This is a genomic window from Jejuia sp. G7-7 (genome assembly GCF_055808955.1).
Genome location: NZ_JBVVSZ010000002.1, coordinates 1,050,263 through 1,071,833, shown reverse-complemented (window position 1 = coordinate 1,071,833; position 21,571 = coordinate 1,050,263). Strand labels below are relative to the sequence as shown.

The following is a 21,571-nucleotide window of genomic DNA, read 5'->3' as shown; positions in this document are numbered from 1 at the left end:
TTGTTTTAAATTTAGCGTTATGGCAATTATTGATATTATTTTAGGTGCGCTGCTCCTTTTTGGACTTATTAGAGGTTTTATGAAAGGGCTTTTTGTTGAAGTTGCTTCTCTTGTAGCTCTGGTTGCAGGGGTTTATGGGGCCATTCATTTCAGTAATTTTGCTGCTGAATTTTTGATGGAAAAAGTGTCTTGGGACGAGAAATACATAAACATTGTTGCCTTTGCGATTACTTTTGTGGTAATAGTTTTAGCTATTGCATTAGCTGGAAAAGCTTTAACTAAACTGGCTGATTTTGCAGCTTTAGGCGTTTTAAACAAACTACTTGGCGGTGTTTTTGGGGCATTGAAAATTGGGTTAATTTTAAGTGTTATTTTGATGGTTTTTAGCAGTTTGAATAACACTATTCCCTTTGCTAGTGAAGAAGATTTGCAAGATTCTATTTTATATGAACCTGTAAAAACTTTAGCGCCTATGATTTTTCCTAATATTTTGAAAAAGCAACAAGAGAAAGAAACTAAACAAACGGTTTAACTTTATTCGCTTCTATTAAATATTGCTTCTTTTTCCTTGTATTCTAGACCATTTGGTAATGCAATAGATGAAAATTCTAAATGTAATACACGACGCCTTTTTTGAACTTTCGAAGCTGATGACGCATGCAACAACAAAGGTTTCATCAACTGTACACCTCCTGAAGACACTTCGCTTGTAAAAGGTATAGAATTGGTGGTTATTAATTTAATTTCATCATCATTTAAACGTTTGTTGTGCGATCCTGGAATAACTTTTAGCGCTCCATTTTTTTCGGTGGTATCATCTAAATGAATACGCATGGAGAATGTGTTTTTTGAAATTTCTTCTGGGGGACACACACTTATTACACCTTTTTTGTTAGTCCATGAACTAAAGCCATCCATTTCTATTTTATCTTGAACATTTATAGGCACGTCTTGATGCCATGTTACGTACCAATTATCTTGCGGGGATTTGTCAAAATAAATAGCCTTAGTTAAAAAGGCGTTTTTATCAATGGATTTAATGAGTTTTTTGAAGTTTTTATTGAATAGAATATCTTTTATTTCAGGTAATTTCTGGATAACTTCCCGCATACCGAATGCTTGCTCATTATTTTGTTTGATGTAAGAATCAAATTTGGCTTTCAGTTTTCTGATATCACGTTTAGTATAAACATGGTTTAGAATTCCGAACCCTTTATACTCAAGTCGTTTTGCAATGGTATGTATATTTTTATCGTTAATTTCAGTTTCATACACATCTACAGCATCATACAAACGTTCTTTTATGTTGCGTTTTAAACGTTCTGGCGCAATAACTTTTATACCTTCGCCCAAACTCAGTATTTCTTTTTCTAATTCGAAATTATGCTGAACTTCTAAAGAAATGGTTACGCCATAATGGTCTCTACTCACTTCTTTTTGCGTGTGATGAAACGGTTTGGTTAATACATAAGGTGCTTGTTTATGGTTGACGTACAGCAAAACACTTTCAGGTTCTAAATTTGGACTTACAGAAACACCTATAGCATTTTTATAAAAGTTTTCAGAATTAAAATTTGAATCTGATAGAAATGTTTTTACACTTTTTTCAATTGAAATCATTCTATCTAAAGCCAAATTCATAATGCCCTCATTTTTTTGTCGCTTACCAATCACAAACCATCTATTTCTAAATTCTTTTAGTAAATAGGGATGAAACGTAAATGTGCTTTCTTGTCGGGCTTTAAAGGATTGATACGTAATTTCAATAGGTTGCTTTTTTAAAATGAATTGGTAAAGTGGGTCTAAAAAATTTAGCCCTTTTAGATTTTCATTTTTTTCAAAATCAATTAATGATTTTTCTTGTGTTTTTTGAGTGTACACATGGTCTTCTAATTTCTGTACCATACTGCCTAATTCTTCAAAATGAGAAAATCCTTGAAATTGTTTTAAAAATGAAACTGCCTCAGATAATTTTGTTAAATCTTGATTGGAAATCGGACTATTTGTAATGCTATAATTTTCATCTTCATATTTGTAAAATTTTCGCTCATAAACCACTATTGGTGCGTTATACCCTAACTTATCACTTCGCATCATTTGAATGTCTAGTTGCACCGTTCTTTTACTTACATCTATAGATTTCCCTTCGTATTCGTAAAGTGCATCTGAAACTGCTTCAATTAAATCATTAAGCGTCCATTGTCTGAAGTTGTTCTGCAAACATTTATCGATGGTTTTATAGCGGATTAGTGCGTTTTTGTTTACTGCCATTTTCAAAAAAATTATACACTAATTTATAATTAAATTTTAAGTACGCAAAAATATTGCGTATTGACAAAATACATTTGTTCTAAATTAGAAACGATGGAAGCTTTAAAACTTAAAATATTTGGTGTTCTGACTAAAAAAATATCAGTTTTAGAATTTGAAAACTGGCTATATAATTCTGAAGAATTTATGAGTCAAATAAATGTAAACACCTTTTATTTTAATGTGATTTCTATAAATTATAGAGCCGATGATTGGTCAAAGAAATTAGACAATTTAATTAAAGAAAAATATGATGAGAATTTCATGATTTTATATGAAATTGAAAGATATTGCTTGGACTTGTTAAAGTCAATAGAACCAAAAGAAACATATCGTATTTTGTCAAAATTGTTGATAGATTTTGATTACGATACTGATTATGATATTTTATGGAAGTTTCATCGTATTTATGAATATTTAGAAACGTTTGAAGGTAGTGTTTTTAGTGAAAACGAACTGTCAAAAGAAGCAAAGTTTTACGCAAAACAGGCCATTGAATTAACTCAAAATTGTAGAAGTTTTGAAGAAACAAAACAAGCATTAATCAAGGATTTAAAACCATTTAAAACAGAAGAAAATCGCGATAGGCTATCTCTTAAACAAAAATTATTTGCTTTTTTTAAAAAAATATAATACTTCGTATTATGAGCTCAACTTTGATGTATTTGAAAAAATAAATTTTGAAAATTGAAAAATAAATCTAAATCTTTGCAACGTATTTCAACCAAAACTAAGTTGAATTAAAAATTAGAACTATGAGTTTATTTATAACATATCAAAATTTCCCGAAAGGCATATCGCCTTTTGTGATGCTTCGTGATTATCGTTAGATAAACTTTTAAAATTTATAAATGAGAAATCCGAAGCCGTTAGAAAACTGTTTCGGGTTTTTTGTTTTCAGTCGTTAGCGTTCTGCTAAACCACTTCCCAAAACAGTTTAGAAAAAATAAGCAAATTGTATTGTTATGCTGAGCACAGTTAAAACACTTCATCTCAATTTGTAAACATCAAATTATTAAAATCAAAAACAATGAAACATAGACATCTATTTCAGAACCGATTCTATTAATTCTAAGTAATTACTGGAATCCTTAAAGACAAAAATAAATTCATAATAAAGTCTTATGAAACCAGTAAATATTAAAAAACAACGCCAAAAAGAAGTTAGACGCTTACTGAAAAGACAGCGAGAAATTTGGACTTTACAACGTAATTTGGGTCATATAGAATTAGAATACCCTATCCGACATGGATGGCACAAAGAAATTGTAATTACACATAGAGTAGAGATTTATAAAAATCAAGAATTTATTCTAGAGGTTTATGATAAAATTGAAACCTATGTATGGGATAAAACCAAAGAAAAAGCAGAAATTCAATGGCAACAAAAAACTTCAAAATATCTTATTTACAAAGATATTCCAACCATAAATAAAAAGCAATATAACCGATTAAGTCATGGTGCTCAACGTTTATGTATTCCTTTTCAATATTATACAGAAAAGCGAAAACTAAGAACCCGATTTTATTTAAAAATCCCCAAGGGAGCTTATAAAATCAAGTTTACAAAAGCATATATAACACACAGAAGACGCATTGATCCAAATCTAATTAGTGAAATGGATTTTATAAACAAGCAACTTCAAAGATCAGGTTATTACAACATTAATGAAGCGTTTTACCCCTGGAAGGATTATTGGTATTTAAGAGCATTTAAAAAGGAAAAATTAAAAGAAAAACGACGTCTTAATGATTTCAAAAAAATAAAAATAGAAGAACTCATTACTGACCAATTTTATTAAAATAAAAAAACAATGGACACTAATTTGTTAAACAATTATGTGCTTAAAGCCATAGATGCTTATCCATACGAACTAGAGGAAACTGTAGAAAATTTAAACTACGCCTTGTCTTACGAAGCCAATAATGCTTATGCTTTGTATTTAATGGGACGTTTACAAGCCGAACAATTTGGCGATTACGAAAAAGCAAAACAGTACTACGCTGAGGCTTTGGCTAATAAAATGGATTTTCAAAAAGTATATCCAAAATACATTTTGGTATTGATATGGAATGAAGATTACGAGGAAGCTCAAAAATTAATAGACTTTGCCTTTACTATAAAAGGATTAAACAAAGCTGAAGTTTGGTTAAGACAAGGACAATTACTAGAGAATCTTCAAGGGCACAAAAAAGCGATTAAAGCACTAAAAAAAGCTAAATTATTTAGCTGTAATGATGAGTTCACAGGTTTTATTAATTCAGAAATATTAAGAATTAAAGACAAAATAAAACCTAAAAAGCAGAAATCATCCAAAAATAAAAAAGCTAAAAGAAAGAAAAACAAATAAATTATTAACTACGCAAAAACATTGCGCAACAGCATGAAATATTTGCAGAGTAATTAATTAAAAGCCTTTTGGAATCAGGCTTTTTAAGTAGCGCTCCACCAGACGAGGAAGCTGGTGGGGCTTAATAAAGAAAAATCATGAAAACAAAAATCACAGGAAACGACTTAATCGCATTAGGTTACAGACAAGGAAAATGGATGAAAGAGGCCATCACACACATCAATGAAAACAATTTAGAAGGCGATGTTTTAATAGCTTATTTACAGCAGTATAAATCTCCCGACCCGATAGCATTACATACAAATCCAGTTGATTTTTCAATTAATATTAAAGCTGAAAATGAGCTAGAAAAAGATAATGTCGCTAAAGTGATTAACTCCATGCAAACTTTAATGAAAACACCAACTTTAGTTGCTGGTGCTATCATGCCAGATGCTTGTCCTGCGGGACCAGATGGCACCATTCCAGTTGGTGGTGTTGCGGTTGCAAAAAATGCTATTCACCCAGGAATGCATAGTGCAGATATTTGCTGCTCTGTGATGTTGACCGATTTTGGTAAAGCAGACCCAAAAGGCATTTTAGATGCTGCACATGCCAACACGCATTTTGGTCCTGGTGGACGTGATAGAAATACACAATTTCGCTTTCCAAAAGAATTATTAGACGCTTTTGAAGCTAACTATTTTTTAAACGATGGACAAATGATTCAAATCGCAAGATCGCATTTAGGAACTCAAGGTGATGGTAATCATTTCTTATTCGTTGGTAAGTCTAAAAAACAGGAAATACTATGCTAGTTACGCATCACGGGTCTAGAGGCCCTGGGGCAAGATTGTACACAAAAGGCATGAAAATAGCCGAACGTTACAGAAAAGAATTGTCTCCAGACACTAAAAAAGAAAATGCATGGATTCCTTTTGAAACTGAAGAAGGTCAAGCCTATTGGGATGCATTGCAAACCATAAGAAGCTGGACAAAAACTAATCATGAAGTGATTCACAATTCGGTTGCTGAAACTTTAGAGATTGGTATTGAAAACAGATACTGGAACGAGCATAACTTTGTATTTAAAGATGGCGATTTGTTTTACCATGCTAAAGGCGCAACACCTTTAGATGCGAAGTTTATGCCCGATATTACAGGGCCTCGTTTAATTCCGTTAAACATGGCGGAACCCGTGTTGATTGTAGAAGGTAAAACCACCAAAACCAATTTAGGTTTTGCGCCTCATGGCGCGGGTAGAAATGTAAGCCGTACGCAACACAGAAAAAGCAAAAACGGGAACTATCATGCAAATTTTCAAGGAAGAAACGCGAGGATTAGACGTTCGCTTTTTCTCTAAGGAAATTGATATTACTGAATTGCCAAGTGCCTACAAAAATGCAAAAGCTGTAAGAACCCAAATGGAGGAATACGGTTTAGGAAACGTCATTGACGAAGTGATGCCTTATGGTTGTATTATGGCTGGCGATTGGCAGAAAAATGCACCTTGGAGGGTTAGACGGGAGAAACGTAATAAAAACAGAAAATGAATAATCAAGAATTAAATAGTCTTATTAAAAAAATAGAAAATCAAAATTCTTTTGATAAGGCTTATATCGGGTTCTTTTATGATGACAACGAATACTTAAGCTATATTAAAGCTAATAAAGAAGGGCTTATGCTTCATGTAAACCAACTTCTTAAAGCATGTTTAGAATTTGAAGAGAATAAAATGAATACCAATATTGTTTATGAAATCTCTAATGATAATGATTTGAAACATTCTGATTTCCAGTTCTCTCGTATTGAGTATGTGAAAAAATCCGAGATAAATCTTAAAAAGCCAGAAGATTATAAACAAACATTCCAAGATCAAGTAGGATGTTTCATTGCAATTGCAATAGGCTTGTTTGCTCTAGTCTCACTATTAGTTGGTGTTTACACTATATTATCGAGTTTGTTCTAAGTTCAATAAGTATTTTAAAAAAGAGAAAGCGGCAAATCAAGTTTGTCGCTTTTTTTATAATTCTTCAAAAATAAAATGCTCATTTCCCTACCTTTACCACCCTATGAACACCCACTTCAAATCCATCATTTTACAAAAAACTGGTGCATCTTCCTTAGTTGAAAAAGAAACCATCCAACAATTATGGAGTGGCTATGGTAAAATTATCCGTATTGCTTTAGAAAACGCTCCTGTAGAAAGCATTGTGGTAAAGCACGTGCAATTGCCTACGAGCCAAAATCATCCAAGAGGTTGGCATACAGATATCGGTCATCAAAGAAAATTGAAATCTTATGAGGTAGAAACTAAGTGGTATCAAACTTATAGTAAACATAGTATGGCACGTTTGCCAAAGTGTTTTGGTGTCGAAAGCTACCAAGATGAGACCCTTATCATTCTCGAAGATTTAGATGCAGCAGGTTTTCCATTACGAAAACAAAACGTGGAATGGGAAGATATCGATACCTGTTTAGAATGGTTGGCGCAATTTCATGCAAGTTTTTTGGGAAAAACACCTAACGGACTTTGGGAAGTTGGCACCTATTGGCATTTAGACACCAGACCTCAAGAACTGGAAGTTTTAGACGATACAGCACTAAAAAACTCAGCAGCTGCCATTGACAAAAAACTAAACAACTGTAACTTTAAAACGTTTGTACATGGTGATGCAAAATTGGCAAACTTTTGTTTTTCTAAAAACGGAGACGTTGCTGGCGTAGATTTTCAATATGTAGGCGGTGGTTGTGGGATGAAAGATGTTGCTTATTTTATAGGCAGTTGCCTTAATGAAAGCGATTGCGAACGTTTGGAATCAACAATATTAAACACCTACTTCGCGCATTTACACAAAGCACTTGGCAAAACAAATGAAGCGCTTGAAAACGAATGGCGTTCGTTATATCGTGTGGCTTGGGCAGATTTTCATCGGTTTTTAAAAGGCTGGAGTCCTGGCCATTGGAAAATTAATAGTTATAGTGAGCGAATCACTTCTGAAGTTATCAAAAACCTCTAACAATGGACTTACAACATTTAGCAAACATAGCCATTGAAGCGGCACTTTCTGCTGGAAAAGTGATTCAAAAGCATTTGAAAGATAACATTGTTGTAGAGCAAAAAGAAGGCGGTTCTACTTATGCCTCTCAAGTAGTAACAAAAGTAGATTTTGAATGTGAACGTACTATTTTATCACATTTGCTACCTACTTGTAAAGCCTTTGATATTGGTTTGTTATCTGAAGAAACTAAAGATGACGGCAGTCGATTTGAAAAAGATTTTTTTGGTGTATAGACCCTTTAGATGGTACTTTAGCTTTTATTAATAAACAATCTGGTTTTTCAGTTTCTATTGCTTTAATTTCCAAAGATGGAAGACCTATTATTGGCGTTGTGTTTAATCCTAGCACTAACACAATATATCACGCTATAAAAAACAACGGCGTATATAAAAATGGTAGCCCTTGGAATATTAAAAACATCAATAACTATTTAACTTACGTGACTGATAAAAAGTTAAGTGATACACCTAAGTCTGCAGTTATACAAAATATACTTAATAAACACAAAACTAGTTTAGGATTAAAAGGAATTAAAGAAACTTCTGGAGCAGGAGCAGTAGTAAATGCTATTTTAGTTTTAGAAAACGGACCTGCATGTTTTTTAAAACTCCCTAAAAAGGAAATTGGAGGCGGCAGCATTTGGGATTTTGCTGCTACAGCTTGCATCTACAAAGAATTGGGTTTACATGCAACAAATTTTAAAGGCGAACTATTAGATTTAAATAAAAAAGAGAACACTTTTATGAATCATCAAGGGGTTTATTATTCTAATTTAGAGTTATAAAATTAAAAGAAAATCTCTTGCAACAACCAAAACGTATTTGCATGCGTTTCAATAATACTAATACCCTGAGAAAGTCTTACCATTGGGTAAATCATCTCGAAACCAAGTATATACTATGCATATTTCTTTTAAAAAACCCAAATGTTACCACTTATTGCTCAATAGTTACCAAATAATTTCGATATTTTGTAGTATTTTGTGGCGTAAAATAATCTAATTAATCATTCTTTACACATGAATAATTCACTTAAATGCTTGTTTCTTGTCCTTTTATTTTGGTCTTGTCAAGATTCTAAACCTAATACTGAGACTAAAACCGAAACTGAAACAACTACTTACGAAGCCAATTGGGAATCTTTAGCAAAGCACACCGCAGATCCTGAATGGTTTCATGATTCTAAGCTAGGGATTTATTTTCATTGGGGCGTTTATAGTGTTCCTGCGTATGGTTCAGAATGGTACCCATATAGACTATACAGAGAAAACGAATACCCAGATTACAAAGTCTACCATGAAAAAAACTATGGAACGTTAGAAAAATTTGGTTATCATGATTTTATTCCAATGTTTAAGGCTGAAAAATTTGATGCTGAAGATTGGGCAGAATTATTTAAAGCAGCAGGTGCTAAGTTTGCAGGTCCTGTGGCACAGCACCACGATGGTTTTGCCATGTGGGATAGTGAAATCAACCCATGGAATTCTGCTGATATGGGGCCAAAAAAAGATATTACTGGTGAGATTTTAACAGCGATTAAAAAGCGAGGATTAAAAACAATGACGTCTTTTCATCATGCGAGATTAAGACAAAGACATGATGGAGATTCTAAAAAATGGGATACTTATAATAGTCATTTTGCTTATAATCCTAAATACCCAACATCATCTGAAGACCCTGATTTAAAGAAATTCTACGGAAATTTACCTCAAGCAGAATTTGACAAATACTGGCTAGACCAAGTAAATGAAGTAGTTGACAAATATTCTCCAGATATGTTATGGTACGACGTTTGGTTAAACCATGTAGCTGATGATAAAATTGCAGAAATGTCTGCTCATTTTTTAAATAATGGATTAAAAACTGGACAAGAACCTGTGCTTATTGCAAAACATGACGATTTACCAAAAAACATGAGTGTTTTAGATATTGAACAAGGTGGTAAAAAAGATATTTCTGAAACTGTTTGGATGACTGATATTACTGTTAGTGATAAAGGTAGCTGGTGTTATACTAAAGGACAAGTCTATAAAACACCTCAAATTTTATTGAGAAATATGATTGATGTTTGGAGTAAAAATGGCGTAGTACTTTTAAATATTTCACCAATGGCAGATGGCACGATAAACAAAGAACAACGCGATTTATTGAAGAATGTTGGTGGTTGGCTTGACGTTTACGGCGAAGCTGTTTACGGCACAAGACCTTTTCATATTTATGGTTTCGGACATGCAAAGGCTGCCGATGGAGCACACGGTGGACAATCGGCTAAAGTAGAATATACAGCAGGCGACATTAGGTTTACAACTTCCAAAGATAAAAAGGCACTTTATGTGTTTTTACTAGGAAAACCTAAACCAGGAAAAGTAATTAAATTAGGAAAATTAAATAACATAGGATATGGTCCTGCATCTCCAGTAAAACGTGTTGTAGAATTAAAATCTGGTAAAGAAGTGGAATGGAATAGGACTGAACGCACTCATACATTTACAATTCCTGAAGGTATTGAACTTAGTGAATTAGCTAATGTTTTTAAAATGGAATTAGAGTAACCAATAACAAACCTAGCACAATAGTTAAAAGCCTTGAAAAATTATATTTTTCGAGGCTTTGTTATTTCAATGATTATTAGAGTTATATAACTTTAACTGAATACGCTTTCGCTGAACATCTACATCCAATACTTTTACTATAATTTGCTGATGCAAACTAACATGTTCATTCACGTCTTTTACAAAACTATCAGACAGGTTTGAAACATGAATCAATCCACTTTCTTTAATCCCTACATCTACAAAACAGCCAAAATTGGTAATATTATTGACAATTCCAGGGAGTAATTGGCCTTCTCGTAAATCATTAATTGTTTTTATGTTTTGATTGAATGTAAATACTTTGGCTTGCTCTCGAATATCTAAACCTGGTTTTTCCAATTCTTTAATAATGTCTTCAAGCGTTAACAAACCAACCGAATCAGTACAATATTTTTTAAATCTATCTTTTGAAGTAATTCTTTATTACCTATTAAATCTTGAACAGATTTACCTAAATCTTTAGACATTTTCGTAACAATCACATAACTTTCTGGATGTACTGCAGAATCGTCTAATGGATTTTTAGCTCCCCTAATTCTTAAAAAAGCTGCACCTTGCTCAAAAGCTTTCCCACCTAAACGCGGCACATTTTTAATAGCTAACCTTGAGGCAAATACACCATTTTCATTTCTATAATTAAAAATATTTTCGGCTAATTTTGGTCCAATCCCAGACACATAGCTCAATAAAGGCTTACTGGCTGTATTTATGTTTACACCAACTGCATTCACACAATTTTCAACTACAACATCTAATTGTTTTTGAAGTTTAGCTTGGTCTACATCATGCTGATACTGGCCAACACCAATAGATTTAGCATCAATTTTAACCAATTCTGCTAAAGGGTCTTGCAATCGGCGTCCAATAGACACCGATCCACGCACCGTAACATCGTAGTCTGGAAATTCTTCTCGTGCAATTTTTGAAGCGGAATAAATACTTGCTCCTGCTTCGCTTACCACAAATACCTGGATATCGTTTTTAAAATGTACTTTTCTAATCAAAGCTTCTGTTTCTCTGGATGCAGTTCCGTTTCCAATAGCAATAGCTTCAATTTTATAGGCATCACAAAGTGAGCTTATCTTTTTCATAGCACCAACACTATCACTTTTTGGCGGATGCGGATATATGGTTTCATTATATTTTAATTGGCCTTGGGCATCTAAACACACCACTTTACACCCTGTTCTAAATCCTGGATCGATTGCTAAAACACGTTTTTCTCCTAATGGAGAACCAAACAAAAGCTGTTTCAAATTTTTAGCAAATACACTTATGGCAGACTCATCTGCTTTATCTTTTGCTATTTGTAAAGCTTCATTACTTAATGAGGGAAATAGTAATCGTTTGTAAGCATCTTTAATAGCCACTTCAATCTGTTCTGAGCAAACATTATTGCTTTTAATAATGCGCCTTTCAATATTATCTAAAGCACGATCGTTATCAATTTCGATTTTCACTCGAATAAAACCTTCTTTTTCAGCTCGTAAAATAGCCAATAACCGGTGTGATGGGATTCTACTTAAGCTTTCCTCCCAATTAAAATAATCTCTGAATTTTTGAGCATTCTCATCCTCAGTTTTTGTTTTTATCACTTTCGTAGAAATCATAGCAAAACGCTCTAATTGCCTACGGATATTATTCCGAATATCGGTACGTTCGTTTATCCATTCTGCAATGATATGACGCGCACCTTCTAAAGCGGCATCAACAGAATTCACTTCGCCTTTTACATACTTAAAAGCAATAGATTCAATAGCATTAGCATTTTGAGACATGATAATTTTCGCCAAAGACTCTAAACCATTTTGTCGTGCTTTTTCAGCTTTTGTTTTTCGGCTTTTCTTATATGGCAAGTATAAATCCTCAAGAGTTGTTAAATCTTGAGTTGCTTCAATTTTTTGTTGTAATTCTGGAGTTAAAACATCTTGTTCTTCTAAAGCCTTTAAAATAGCTTTCTTTCGTTTTTCTAAAGTTTCAAATTGCTCTTTATATTTTACAATATCAGCTATTTGAACCTCATCTAAGTTCCCTGTAAGTTCTTTTCTATATCTAGAGATAAAAGGAATGGTGCAATCTTCCTTAAGCAACTGAATCGTGTTTTTTACAGATTGCTCTGGAAGTTGGGTTTGTTTAATTATGTATGTTATCATTCAGATTATAAAATGATTTTAATTTAATTTTCTATAATTTCAATTTGTTTAACAATCTGCTCTTCAGTTATTGGGTAAGGCGTATTTTTTCTAATGGTTTGATATATGGCTTCAAAAATATTAGAATAAGATGATTGTTTAGATCTTACTTTTTCATTGAGTACTATACTATTATCTACGGTTGTAAGTAGTCCTAATTTATCATCTTCTTCTACACCAAAGTTTGAGTTATTAGGTTTCATTCCCAATTGTAATTGTCTTTCTTGAACATCAGCTCTCGCTTTAATATAAGAACCCTTTGTACCATGCAAAATAAAAGCCGGTTGTTCATTTGCTACTAAAAGACTTACTGTTATAAAAACTTGCAAACCATTAGGGTATTCCAAATGAACCTGAGCATAATCTTCAATTTGAGTTCCTGGTCTATGGCCATGTTGCACTTTTCTGTAACTTAAAGGTATTCCAAATAAAGCCAAGGCAGCATCTACCAAATGAGATCCTAAATTATAAATTAAGCCATTACCTGAAACAGGAGCTTCCTTTGAAAGGTTCTCTCCTAGTTTGTATTTATACCGATCATAACGAAAATGCACCTCAATTAAATCACCAAGTTTGCCAGATTCAACTACCTCTTTTACAGATAAAAAATCACTATCGTAACGTCTATTTTGAAAAGGCATAAGATGAAGACTTCTTTCTTTTGCGACTTTAAAAAGTGTTTTTGCTTCCTGAGAAAACACAGTAAATGGTTTTTCAACTAAAACGTGTTTATTATTTTCAAGAGCCTTTAGAGCAAAATCAAAATGCGTTACACTTGGTGTATTAACAATAACTAACTCGATGTCTAAATCACTTAATAACTCATCTATAGTATCATAGCTTTTTATGTTTGTGTAAGTGGTATGAGCCTTTTTATTTGTTCTTTCAACAATGGCTATTAAATCGAAATGAGGATGCTGTTCTAAAAAAGGGCAATGAAAAAGACTCCCAGACATACCAAAAGACAATACTCCAGTTTTTATTGCATTATTCATTATATAAAGTCGATTAGATTAAATGATGTTAAAGTAAAAAACATCTAACATTACAAATTTATACCAAATTATAAATATAATTTGGTATAAAACTTTATTACTAAAAAAACGCGCAATACCAAAGTGGAATTGCACGCTATATATTAATCGCTTTAAGTGGTCCAAAATTTATGCCACTTTTTTTATTAAATCAAAACAAGGGCACTTTTTACAGCGCTTATTCTCGCCTTTTTTGAATTTTTTGCAGCAACTCGTTTTTACTTTTTTAGGAAGTTCAACCCCTAACTTTCGTAGCTTCTTTATTGCTTTCTTTTTCTTCTTTTTACCCACAGTAGAATATAATATTCGAATCTGAAGGCAAAAATAAGTTATTTTTATTAAATCTAAATAAGCTTAAATGTTAAAATTATTCAGGAGTGTTTGTTGCTGCAGTTGTAACTGTTAAAGTTTCAATATCTCTGTCAAATAAATACAATCCACCTTTATCATCGCCAATCATATTTATCTTATCCAAAATAGTTCTGGCAACTGCTTCTTCCTCAATTTGTTCAGCGACATACCATTGTAGGAAGTTGTGGCTAGCATAATCTCTTTCCTGAAGACTAATATGCACCAATTCATTAATGCTTTGAGATACAAATACTTCGTGCTCTAACAATTTTTCAAACATTTCTTTAAATGATTTGAATGTTACATTAGGTGCTTTTAATTCTGAAATTTGTGCGTGTCCGCCACGTTCGTTTACAAACTTAACGAGTTTTAACATATGCTCGCGCTCTTCATCGCTTTGCGCATACATAAAATTTGCAACACCTTCTAAACCTTTTACTTCAGCCCAACATGCCATGGCTAAATATATTTGAGAAGATTCTGCTTCTATACGGATTTGATTATTTAATGCGTCTTGTATGGTTTTTGATAACATAATATTCTGTTTTTTGTAAAGTTACAGATTTCTCTTGCTTCTTTTAAATTCAAACCATAAAAAAAGGTTATTCGTTTATAGAATAACCTTTTTCGCTATTAATCAAGTCTTAGTCGACTACTGAACTGTTAACGTGTATTGCGGTGTTGGATTTAATGGGCAAAAATACACATACTCGCCTTTTGCTAAAGTTGTTGCATTTGTTTTTTGCGTTTCTCCATCTTTAGCAACTTGAGTTACATACGCTGTTTTAATATGGTTTTCTGGCTTACTAGCATCAGCGCCTTTTTTTACCAAAACTAAACCAACTTCTTTTGCTGCATGATTGTTTGCTACTTCAAAAACATAAGTACCTTCACTTACTGTTAATGCTTTTTGAACAAATTCGCCTTTAGTTTGCTCTAAAGAAATTGTTTTTACGTTTTTCGCCATGGCGTCTTGTGCATTTGTGTTTAATGTAAATGCTAATACGATTACTAAAATTGATACTACTTTTTTCATTGTTTTAATTATTTAAATTAATATTTATTTGGGCGTTACCACAAGGGTCGGGCTTTTTGTTACAAGTCCTCGCACCTCCTACGTCGGGCTGTGGGCTTTCCACTTCAATCCCTAACGCGGGGGTATCCGCCAACATTTTTGATTTTAAGCTAATTCAGTTTCTAAAGGTTTAGCTACAGGAAAATCTACTGGTACTTGTGTTGTACTATGGATGTAATTTGAAATGGTTTTATCGCCTACTAACGAAATGGTATCGATTAAATTTCCTTTTGAATATCCTGCATTAAAAAGTTTTCTAACACATCTGCGTCTGTTCTTCCTCTATTTTCTGTAATGTTTTTAGCTAATCTTGCTAAAGCGTCTAATTTTTTATCAAAAGAAGCTTCTCCAGCTCTTAATTCTAAAATTTGCTCTTCAGAAAAACCATTCATTTTTCCTATTGCCGTATGCGCAGATAAACAATAAATACAGTTGTTTACTTGACTTACTGCTAAGTTTACAACCTCTTTTTCTTTAGCTGATAATGATGTTTTTGCATTAGCAAAGTTTAAATAGTTTTCTAAAGCGGTATCACTATTGGCATAGGTTGCGTATAAGTTTGGTACAAACCCTAAAGCTTTGTTTAAATTATCAAAAATAGCTTGATTGTTTTCGCTTACTTCGTCTCTTGTTGGTACATTAAATGTGCTCATAATTTTAATTTTTTTATTTTAAATTTTCTTGTTTGTAATTCTTGGTACAAAGGTGCAACCGTTGTAAAGGTTGTACCATGTAATTTATTCCTTTTAGTTTGTCAATTTTTCCTTTATTGATTTAAACCAATCGTATTGGAAGAAATATGTGGTCTTTCAGCATCACAATAGAAATCTGAAATGTGATTTTGTTCGCAATGTGTTTTTGGAGAAATAGTATTTAATACGTCTTTTCTTTTTCCTCTGAATATTTCAATTAAATTGAAAATTGATATGTGTTTTAAATTCATGACTTTGTTGTTTTAATTGTTCGATACAAAGGTCTATGAAAAGGAAGTGCTATAAAATGGTAAGATTGCCTTAGGACTTGTCGATTTTTCCCTAAAATATTTTTTTAAGCTGTTTTTTGAAATCTGAAGGAGATAATGTAGTGTGTTTTTTAAATAATCGACTTAAGTGTGACGCATCTTCAAAGCCAACTTCGTATGCAATTTCTTTAGCTGTTTTATCGGTATAGATTAATAAGCGTTTAGCTTCAAGGATAATGCGCTCATGAATAATTTGAAGCGGACTTGTATTTAATTTTGCAAATGTATTTGATAAGGTTTTAGGAGATTTGAATAATTTATCTGCATAAAACGATACACTATGTTCGGTTTTAAAATGAGACTCCACCAACATATTATACTCACGTAACAAATCTATTTTTTTGTTTTTGGTAGTTTCAACAAAGCCTTCTTTTGATTTTAATAATCGTGTACTTATAATAATGAAACGTGCCATTAGCATACGTAGCATTTCGGCCTGAATCGTATCTTTAGTTTCTAATTCATCTAAAAATACTTCGTGCAGAATATTTAATTTTCTGCTTTCTTTTAATTCTAATTCAATTATAGGGATATGTACATTCCCAAAGAATAACAATCCTGCACAACTTACTTCTTGGTCGTGATCTTTAATACAATAAAACTCTCTATTGAATTGATACACCACTAAACCTTCTCCAGAAATAAATTGAAAATATTGTACTGTTGTTAAAGCCAAAATACTATTAGGTTCAATAGTATACGGAATGCTATCTACTATAATTTCGGCTTTAGAATCAGACGTTCTAATAAAAGTATATAAATCTGGTTGTTTTGCTATTTTATAAGATTCTAGAAGTTCTTCGTTTCCTATTTTCAGGATAGCGTTAGTTGAAAACTCTTTGAATGTTTTTTGCATGTGAGGTTAGTCTACAAGAAAACAAAAACTTACACCTCATAAATACTATTATTATTCCATTCTAAAATCCCACTCTTTTTGAATCTTTTTTAACTTTATATAGAACGGTATCAATAACACTAATTCTAATCTAATAGATATATTAAAACCTTCTTGAAAAAAGGGTAAAACTACCATAGAAACAACGCACAACGCAATCCCAATTATAGCATCTATCTTGCCTAATTTTACTCCATAATCTTTCTCAAACCAAAGCCCATAAGCTGTAAATCCTTTAAGAAGTCCAATAGAAATTACCAAAAGTCCTATTAAAGAGAAAGGTTCATTTGTTTCAAATCCATAAAAAGCTAAAGCAGGTTTTATATTTATGAACCCAAGAATTAAACAAACAAAAGCAAGAACTCCGAAAAGCATAAAAACCCAACAGAAAAATTTAATCCACCAAGGCAGTAATTTCCTTCTCCTTTCATTTATTTTATTATCAAATTCTTCAAATTTATTTTCTGTTAAATCAGATTCTTCCATAATTAACTTCTTAAATTTAACTCACCTGCAACCCATTCCCAATTTCAGCATCATCAGGATTCACAAACACCAACTTACCGTCAGGAGTTTCAGTCATTAAAATCATCCCTTGACTTTCAACACCTCGTAAAGCTCTTGGTGCAAGATTTACTAAAACAGTAACACGCTTTCCAACAACTTCTTCGGCAGAAAAACTTTCAGCGATACCAGACACGATTGTTCTTGTATCGATACCTGTATCAACTTTTAGTTTCAACAACTTTTTAGTTTTTGGCATTTTTTCGGCTTCTAGAATAGTCCCTACTCTGATATCTAATTTGGTGAAATCCTCAAAAGTAATGGTGTCTTTTTGAGGTTCCACCGTTGCATTGGCTATTTCGTTGGCTTTTTTACTTGCTTCTAGTTTGTCCAATTGTTTTTGAATTGTTGCGTCTTCAATTTTAGTGAATAATAATTCTGCTTTTCCTATTTGGTGTCCAGCTGGTAATAACGTTTCTTTTGTGTTTACATCATTCCAAGACGTTTCGACTGCGCTCAACGAGACATTAAGAATTCCTTTTAATTTAGCAGAAGTAAAAGGTAAAAAAGGCTCACTCAACGTTGCTAAAGCTGAAGCTATTTGAAGTGCAACATACATAATCGTTTTTGTTCTAGCTTCATCAACTTTAATCACTTTCCAAGGTTCCTCATCTGCTAAATATTTATTCCCTAATCGTGCCAAATTCATGAGTTCTTGACCAGCTTCTCTAAAACGGTAACGCTCAATAGAGCTTGCAATAACATCTGGATATGCTTTAATTGCCGCTAAAATTTCTTCATCTACTTTAGAAAACTCAGAAGGTTCTGGAACAATACCTTCGTAATATTTATTGGTTAAAACAACAACACGGTTTATAAAATTTCCGAAAATGGCTACTAGCTCGTTATTATTTCTCGCTTGAAAATCTTTCCAAGTAAAATCGGTATCCTTAGTTTCTGGAGCATTTGCATTTAATGCATAACGTAACACATCTTGCTGACCTGGGAAATCTTCTAAATATTCTGGTAACCAAACCGCCCAATTTTTTGAGGTTGATAGTTTATTACCTTCTAAATTTAAAAATTCATTGGCTGGTACATTTTCAGGTAAAATATAACTACCCTCGGCTTTTAACATTGCTGGGAATATAATGCAATGGAATACAATATTATCTTTTCCTATAAAGTGTACTAGCTTCGTGTCTTTATCTTTCCAATACGGTTCCCAATCTTTTCCTTCGCGTGCTGCCCATTCTTTGGTTGACGAAATATACCCAATAGGCGCATCAAACCAAACGTAAAGCACTTTCCCTTCGCCTCCTTCTGCTGGAACTGGGATACCCCAATCTAAATCTCTGGTTACTGCCCTTGGACGTAATCCATCATCAATCCAAGATTTTACTTGGCCGTATACGTTAGACTTCCAGTCTTTTTTATGCCCTTCTAAAATCCACTCTTTTAAAAAGCCTTCATGCTTATCCAAAGGTAAAAACCAATGTTTTGTTTGTTTTAAAGTGGGTACATTTCCTGTTATTGCCGATTTCGGATTGATTAAATCTGTAGCATTATGGCTAGTACCGCAATTTTCACATTGGTCGCCATAACTTTCTTCATTGCCACATTTGGGACATGTTCCAATTACAAACCTATCTGCTAAAAACTGATTCGCTTCAGCATCATATAATTGCTCTGAAGTTTCTTCAATAAACTCGCCTTTTCCATTTAATGTTTTAAAGAATTCGGAAGCGGTTTCATGATGAATTGGCGCAGAAGTACGCGAATAGTTATCATAAGTAATCCCAAAATCTTCAAATGATTTTTTAATAATTGCATGATATTTATCTACAATATCTTGAGGAGATACACCCTCATTTTTTGCTTTAATTGTAATAGGCACTCCATGTTCATCACTTCCACCAATAAACGCCACATCGTTACCTGTTAATCGTAAATAGCGCGCATAAATATCGGCTGGAACGTAAACACCTGCTAAATGACCAATATGAATGGGACCGTTTGTATAAGGTAACGCGGTGGTAATGGTATATCTTTTAGGTTTACTCATCAATCTTTAATTAAGGCGTAAAAATACACAATTTGTAAGGGTTTTAGAAAAAAATGTACATTTACATTATGTCAAAAAACCTACTAATTTTTAGCTTGTTTTGTGTTGTTTTTTTCTTCGGAAATCAAATAGCTTTTTCACAAAATAAAGCATTATCTAAACAAGAAATGAGTTTAAAACAGCCTCCATATTTAAAAACTGGCGATACTATTGCCATTGTAGCACCCGCAGGAATTCTAAAAAACAGAGAAACCGAAATCAATAAAGCAAAAGCATTGATGAAAAGTTGGGGGTTACATACTATTGTTGGCAAGCATGTATTCAATCAAGGGCGTCATTTTGCAGGAACGGACGATGAACGCTGTGAAGATTTTCAAAATGCACTAGACAACCCTAAAATTAGTGCTATTTGGTGTGCAAGAGGCGGTTATGGAAGTGTTAGAGTTTTGGATAAACTTGACTGGACTAAATTCAAACAAAACCCAAAATGGATTATTGGGTATTCTGATATTACTGCAATTCTTAGTGAGGTTACCAATTTAGGAGTCCAGTCCATTCACGGCATGCTATGCACCAGCTTACAGGATGACCCTGATACCATCAAGGAAACCATTACAAGCTTCAAAAATGCAATTTTTGGCAAACCTTTAAGCTATACCCTAAAGGGATCTAAATACAATAAGTCAGGAACAATTTCAGCCGCAATTACAGGAGGTAATTTAACCATTTTACACACCATGCTGGGCTCAAAAACGAGCATTGACACCTCTGGGAAGATTTTGTTTATAGAAGAAATAGGCGAATACAAATACCATATAGACCGTATGCTACAGAGTTTAAAACGTGCTGGTTATTTTGACAAATGCGCAGGGGTTATTGTTGGGGATATGACTAAAATTAAAAAAACACCACGCCTTGGGGATCTTCAATAGAACAATTGATTTTAGATGTTTTAGCAGATTATGATTTCCCTATTGCCTTTAATATGCATGCCGGACATGCCAAAGATAATAGAGCTATGGTTTTAGGAAAAACTGTTGATTTAGAAGTAACTCAAAGCCAAAGTAAAGTTGCTTTTAAGGATTAATAATCATAAACGCTCTTTACCTATATTTTTATCAGAAAACACAAAAATCAGTTCAAATAACTTACTAAACTCTTGTTTTTACTAGTATTTTCAACCGATAATTACGCTTTTCATGGATACCTCCGTTAAATGAACGGTAAATAGTGCTCAAACATCTATTTTTTTAAGAATTATTGATATCCGTCATAAACTTGTACTCATATTAATAGTATTAAAACCCCAAAAATGATGAAAAAATTACAATTATTATTCGTAGCTATGATGCTTTTATTGTCTGTTGACATGAATGCTGATGACAAAATCAATTCAAATTTAAACTTAAGCAATCCTGATGTTAGGAAATGTTTATTAGACGCTTCTAAACAAGAAGGTTGGGAATTGAAATCAGTTTATTTAAACGCTGATGAGAAATTAGTTATGGTTTTTGATAAAGGCAATAACACAAAAACTTACAAGAGTAAGTAATTAGTACTAAACGTTTCGTTTACATTTTTTATAGTTAATGAAACATGTAATTAAAACCAACTATTCATTATTGTTTAGTTGGTTTTTTATTTATTAAAGAGTTATACCCCAAACTGAGTTAAATGATGGTCTAAATGCTTATAGAACATGTTATTCCATTCCTTTTTAGTCAACTTCCCAAACGAATGTGACTCCATACCATCAAAATAATCTTCGCCTAAACTTTGAGCCTTTTTTAAGTAGTTTGTTAATCTTGCTTTTTCTTCAACAAAATTTCTGGCATTAGTAATTAAAAATTGCGGAGCCGTTCTACTATTCTTTTTATATGGTTTATCTCCTACAACTGTATTTTTCACAAATAGCTTTAACATCAATTTTGTAAAACCGTTTGGTTTTTTATGCTTGTCTTCAAAAGCCATCTCATAGGTTACATTTAAATGTGCCAATACTTGGTCTGCACTCATTTTTCCCCATAATGGTCGTGTTACTGGTTCTAATTTATTTATTCTATCAATAACTATATTAGTCTCTTTAGAGTCGAAGATGTTTTTCATGATTTTAGATTACTGAATTTTACTTTTCGCAAG

General features: G+C 32.8%; 21 protein-coding genes and 3 pseudogenes. 13 read left to right on the top strand and 11 right to left on the bottom strand.

Annotation, left to right across the window (positions count from 1 at the left end; genetic code table 11):
• Positions 1 to 19: 19 nt before the first annotated feature.
• Positions 20 to 532, top strand: a complete 513-nt coding sequence (locus AC0L5U_RS15125) for a CvpA family protein (RefSeq protein ID WP_473417327.1) — start codon at positions 20 to 22, stop codon at positions 530 to 532.
• 2 nt (positions 533 to 534) lie between these two features.
• Here AC0L5U_RS15125 and AC0L5U_RS15120 read toward each other — a convergent pair whose 3' ends face one another.
• Complete coding sequence (locus AC0L5U_RS15120) at positions 535 to 2,271, bottom strand: WYL domain-containing protein (RefSeq protein ID WP_473417326.1); 1,737 nt, start codon at positions 2,269 to 2,271, stop codon at positions 535 to 537.
• Positions 2,272 to 2,331: 60 nt separating this feature from the next.
• Here AC0L5U_RS15120 and AC0L5U_RS15115 point away from each other — a divergent pair, with 60 nt between their 5' ends.
• The 9 genes and pseudogenes from AC0L5U_RS15115 to AC0L5U_RS15075 all read left to right on the top strand — a co-directional run bounded on the left by AC0L5U_RS15115 (position 2,332) and on the right by AC0L5U_RS15075 (position 10,253).
• Positions 2,332 to 2,943, top strand: coding sequence for a hypothetical protein (locus AC0L5U_RS15115; RefSeq protein WP_473417325.1), 612 nt, complete (start codon positions 2,332 to 2,334; stop codon positions 2,941 to 2,943).
• Positions 2,944 to 3,434: 491 nt separating this feature from the next.
• Positions 3,435 to 4,112 (top strand): hypothetical protein, encoded by a 678-nt coding sequence (locus AC0L5U_RS15110; protein ID WP_473417324.1) that lies wholly within the window; start codon positions 3,435 to 3,437, stop codon positions 4,110 to 4,112.
• 12 nt (positions 4,113 to 4,124) lie between these two features.
• Positions 4,125 to 4,661, top strand: a complete 537-nt coding sequence (locus AC0L5U_RS15105) for a hypothetical protein (RefSeq protein WP_473417321.1) — start codon at positions 4,125 to 4,127, stop codon at positions 4,659 to 4,661.
• A gap of 137 nt (positions 4,662 to 4,798) precedes the next feature.
• A pseudogene (locus AC0L5U_RS15100) lies at positions 4,799 to 6,193 on the top strand (RtcB family protein).
• Positions 6,190 to 6,609: a hypothetical protein gene (locus tag AC0L5U_RS15095; RefSeq protein WP_473417319.1), complete on the top strand. Its 420-nt coding sequence runs from the start codon at positions 6,190 to 6,192 to the stop codon at positions 6,607 to 6,609. The pseudogene AC0L5U_RS15100 and the gene AC0L5U_RS15095 overlap by 4 nt, the downstream one beginning before the upstream one ends.
• A gap of 103 nt (positions 6,610 to 6,712) precedes the next feature.
• Complete coding sequence (locus AC0L5U_RS15090; RefSeq protein WP_473417317.1) at positions 6,713 to 7,660, top strand: oxidoreductase family protein; 948 nt, start codon at positions 6,713 to 6,715, stop codon at positions 7,658 to 7,660.
• 2 nt (positions 7,661 to 7,662) lie between these two features.
• Positions 7,663 to 7,935 (top strand): inositol monophosphatase family protein, encoded by a 273-nt coding sequence (locus AC0L5U_RS15085; RefSeq protein WP_473417315.1) that lies wholly within the window; start codon positions 7,663 to 7,665, stop codon positions 7,933 to 7,935.
• Entirely contained in the window at positions 7,932 to 8,486 is a 555-nt protein-coding gene (locus AC0L5U_RS15080; RefSeq protein WP_473418309.1) for a 3'(2'),5'-bisphosphate nucleotidase CysQ family protein, read from the top strand. The genes AC0L5U_RS15085 and AC0L5U_RS15080 overlap by 4 nt, the downstream gene beginning before the upstream one ends.
• Positions 8,487 to 8,720: 234 nt before the next feature.
• Entirely contained in the window at positions 8,721 to 10,253 is a 1,533-nt protein-coding gene (locus tag AC0L5U_RS15075) for an alpha-L-fucosidase (protein WP_473417313.1), read from the top strand.
• A 66-nt stretch (positions 10,254 to 10,319) separates the two neighbouring features.
• Here the strand turns inward: AC0L5U_RS15075 and AC0L5U_RS15070 are convergent.
• From AC0L5U_RS15070 to metG, 9 genes and pseudogenes are all read right to left on the bottom strand, one after another.
• A pseudogene (locus AC0L5U_RS15070) lies at positions 10,320 to 12,448 on the bottom strand (Tex family protein).
• A gap of 23 nt (positions 12,449 to 12,471) precedes the next feature.
• Positions 12,472 to 13,482, bottom strand: coding sequence for a Gfo/Idh/MocA family protein (locus AC0L5U_RS15065; protein ID WP_473417311.1), 1,011 nt, complete (start codon positions 13,480 to 13,482; stop codon positions 12,472 to 12,474).
• 406 nt (positions 13,483 to 13,888) lie between these two features.
• Positions 13,889 to 14,407 carry a ferritin gene (locus tag AC0L5U_RS15060; RefSeq protein WP_473417310.1) on the bottom strand — a complete coding sequence of 173 codons (519 nt, stop codon included), beginning with the start codon at positions 14,405 to 14,407 and terminating at the stop codon, positions 13,889 to 13,891.
• Between the two features lie 117 nt (positions 14,408 to 14,524).
• Positions 14,525 to 14,908, bottom strand: coding sequence for a cupredoxin domain-containing protein (locus AC0L5U_RS15055; RefSeq protein ID WP_473417308.1), 384 nt, complete (start codon positions 14,906 to 14,908; stop codon positions 14,525 to 14,527).
• A 144-nt stretch (positions 14,909 to 15,052) separates the two neighbouring features.
• A pseudogene (locus tag AC0L5U_RS15050) lies at positions 15,053 to 15,600 on the bottom strand (carboxymuconolactone decarboxylase family protein).
• A gap of 113 nt (positions 15,601 to 15,713) precedes the next feature.
• Positions 15,714 to 15,890, bottom strand: a complete 177-nt coding sequence (locus AC0L5U_RS15045) for a hypothetical protein (protein ID WP_473417304.1) — start codon at positions 15,888 to 15,890, stop codon at positions 15,714 to 15,716.
• Between the two features lie 91 nt (positions 15,891 to 15,981).
• A complete protein-coding gene (locus AC0L5U_RS15040) occupies positions 15,982 to 16,824 on the bottom strand; it encodes an AraC family transcriptional regulator (protein WP_473417303.1) in 843 nt (280 codons plus the stop codon).
• A 51-nt stretch (positions 16,825 to 16,875) separates the two neighbouring features.
• On the bottom strand, positions 16,876 to 17,349 hold the full coding sequence (locus AC0L5U_RS15035) for a hypothetical protein (protein ID WP_473417299.1): 474 nt from the start codon (positions 17,347 to 17,349) through the stop codon (positions 16,876 to 16,878).
• 16 nt (positions 17,350 to 17,365) lie between these two features.
• Positions 17,366 to 19,432: a methionine--tRNA ligase gene (gene metG, locus AC0L5U_RS15030; RefSeq protein ID WP_473417296.1), complete on the bottom strand. Its 2,067-nt coding sequence runs from the start codon at positions 19,430 to 19,432 to the stop codon at positions 17,366 to 17,368.
• A 68-nt stretch (positions 19,433 to 19,500) separates the two neighbouring features.
• On the opposite strand from metG, the gene AC0L5U_RS15025 reads away from it, so the two are divergent.
• The 3 genes from AC0L5U_RS15025 to AC0L5U_RS15015 all read left to right on the top strand — a co-directional run bounded on the left by AC0L5U_RS15025 (position 19,501) and on the right by AC0L5U_RS15015 (position 20,984).
• Complete coding sequence (locus tag AC0L5U_RS15025) at positions 19,501 to 20,364, top strand: S66 peptidase family protein (RefSeq protein ID WP_473417294.1); 864 nt, start codon at positions 19,501 to 19,503, stop codon at positions 20,362 to 20,364.
• 5 nt (positions 20,365 to 20,369) lie between these two features.
• Positions 20,370 to 20,519 (top strand): hypothetical protein, encoded by a 150-nt coding sequence (locus tag AC0L5U_RS15020; RefSeq protein ID WP_473417292.1) that lies wholly within the window; start codon positions 20,370 to 20,372, stop codon positions 20,517 to 20,519.
• Between the two features lie 225 nt (positions 20,520 to 20,744).
• Positions 20,745 to 20,984, top strand: a complete 240-nt coding sequence (locus AC0L5U_RS15015; protein WP_473417290.1) for a hypothetical protein — start codon at positions 20,745 to 20,747, stop codon at positions 20,982 to 20,984.
• 101 nt (positions 20,985 to 21,085) lie between these two features.
• Here the strand turns inward: AC0L5U_RS15015 and AC0L5U_RS15010 are convergent, their stop codons facing one another.
• A complete protein-coding gene (locus AC0L5U_RS15010; RefSeq protein ID WP_473417287.1) occupies positions 21,086 to 21,538 on the bottom strand; it encodes a DUF1569 domain-containing protein in 453 nt (150 codons plus the stop codon).
• Between the last annotated feature and the right edge of the window lie 33 nt (positions 21,539 to 21,571).

Coding starts and splice junctions, on each gene's coding strand:
- AC0L5U_RS15120 (WP_473417326.1), bottom strand. CDS start 2,271: ATGGCAGTAAACAAAAACGCACTAATCCGCTATAAAACCATCGATAAA.
- AC0L5U_RS15015 (WP_473417290.1), top strand. CDS start 20,745: ATGATGAAAAAATTACAATTATTATTCGTAGCTATGATGCTTTTATTG.
- AC0L5U_RS15010 (WP_473417287.1), bottom strand. CDS start 21,538: ATGAAAAACATCTTCGACTCTAAAGAGACTAATATAGTTATTGATAGA.
- AC0L5U_RS15065 (WP_473417311.1), bottom strand. CDS start 13,482: ATGAATAATGCAATAAAAACTGGAGTATTGTCTTTTGGTATGTCTGGG.
- AC0L5U_RS15105 (WP_473417321.1), top strand. CDS start 4,125: ATGGACACTAATTTGTTAAACAATTATGTGCTTAAAGCCATAGATGCT.
- AC0L5U_RS15095 (WP_473417319.1), top strand. CDS start 6,190: ATGAATAATCAAGAATTAAATAGTCTTATTAAAAAAATAGAAAATCAA.
- AC0L5U_RS15075 (WP_473417313.1), top strand. CDS start 8,721: ATGAATAATTCACTTAAATGCTTGTTTCTTGTCCTTTTATTTTGGTCT.
- AC0L5U_RS15125 (WP_473417327.1), top strand. CDS start 20: ATGGCAATTATTGATATTATTTTAGGTGCGCTGCTCCTTTTTGGACTT.
- AC0L5U_RS15035 (WP_473417299.1), bottom strand. CDS start 17,349: ATGGAAGAATCTGATTTAACAGAAAATAAATTTGAAGAATTTGATAAT.
- AC0L5U_RS15060 (WP_473417310.1), bottom strand. CDS start 14,407: ATGTTATCAAAAACCATACAAGACGCATTAAATAATCAAATCCGTATA.
- AC0L5U_RS15025 (WP_473417294.1), top strand. CDS start 19,501: ATGTCAAAAAACCTACTAATTTTTAGCTTGTTTTGTGTTGTTTTTTTC.
- AC0L5U_RS15045 (WP_473417304.1), bottom strand. CDS start 15,890: ATGAATTTAAAACACATATCAATTTTCAATTTAATTGAAATATTCAGA.
- metG (WP_473417296.1), bottom strand. CDS start 19,432: ATGAGTAAACCTAAAAGATATACCATTACCACCGCGTTACCTTATACA.
- AC0L5U_RS15085 (WP_473417315.1), top strand. CDS start 7,663: ATGGACTTACAACATTTAGCAAACATAGCCATTGAAGCGGCACTTTCT.
- AC0L5U_RS15090 (WP_473417317.1), top strand. CDS start 6,713: ATGAACACCCACTTCAAATCCATCATTTTACAAAAAACTGGTGCATCT.
- AC0L5U_RS15110 (WP_473417324.1), top strand. CDS start 3,435: ATGAAACCAGTAAATATTAAAAAACAACGCCAAAAAGAAGTTAGACGC.
- AC0L5U_RS15040 (WP_473417303.1), bottom strand. CDS start 16,824: ATGCAAAAAACATTCAAAGAGTTTTCAACTAACGCTATCCTGAAAATA.
- AC0L5U_RS15055 (WP_473417308.1), bottom strand. CDS start 14,908: ATGAAAAAAGTAGTATCAATTTTAGTAATCGTATTAGCATTTACATTA.